This window comes from Vibrio sp. Isolate33 (genome assembly GCF_022397895.1).
GTDB classification, from domain to species: Bacteria; Pseudomonadota; Gammaproteobacteria; order Enterobacterales; family Vibrionaceae; genus Vibrio; species Vibrio pomeroyi.
Genome location: NZ_JAKEUP010000042.1, coordinates 1 through 715, shown reverse-complemented (window position 1 = coordinate 715; position 715 = coordinate 1). Strand labels below are relative to the sequence as shown.

The window sequence follows — 715 nt, the reverse complement described above, 5'->3', positions numbered from 1 at the left end:
ACCATGGGAGTGGGCTGCAAAAGAAGTGGGTAGTTTAACCTTTCGGGGAGGACGCTCACCACTTTGTGGTTCATGACTGGGGTGAAGTCGTAACAAGGTAGCCCTAGGGGAACCTGGGGCTGGATCACCTCCTTATACGAAGATATTCAYGATAAGTGTCCACACAGATTGATGGTTTAATAAGTTAAGAGTAGGAAATACTTTTCCAGATGGGGCTATAGCTCAGCTGGGAGAGCGCCTCGCTGGCAGCGAGGAGGTCTGCGGTTCGATCCCGCATAGCTCCACCATCTTTAAGTGTTCTTCCTTAAGAATCTTTAAAAATGGTTATTTCTTTTGAAATATCTAGCTCTTTAACAATTTGGAAAGCTGACTGATTGATTACTTACGAGTAATTCAATCAAATTTAAAAGTTCTCAATGTTTATCTTTTAGATAAACACAACAAACACATTCAAGTGTCTTGTATTCGATTCAAAYTYGTTTGAATCACATTGAGTCCGGCAAACAGTCATTGAGAATTAACCCATTCTTAATGACAACCAAAAACCTTGGTTAGTTGCCATACAYTAAGACCCTTTCGGGTTGTATGGTTAAGTGACTAAGCGTACACGGTGGATGCCTTGGCAGTCAGAGGCGATGAAAGGCGTAATAACTTGCGATAAGCCCAGATTAGGTAGTAATAACCTTTGAGTCTGGGATTCCTGAATGGGGAAACC

General features: G+C 42.2%; 1 tRNA gene and 2 rRNA genes. All 3 read left to right on the top strand.

The features are described 5' to 3' along the window. Positions 1-135 (top strand): 16S ribosomal RNA (locus L1D37_RS23910); the annotation flags it as partial. Positions 136-211: 76 nt separating this feature from the next. Then, a tRNA-Ala gene (locus L1D37_RS23905) sits at positions 212-287 on the top strand. Between the two features lie 300 nt (positions 288-587). Next, positions 588-715 (top strand): 23S ribosomal RNA (locus L1D37_RS23900); the annotation flags it as partial.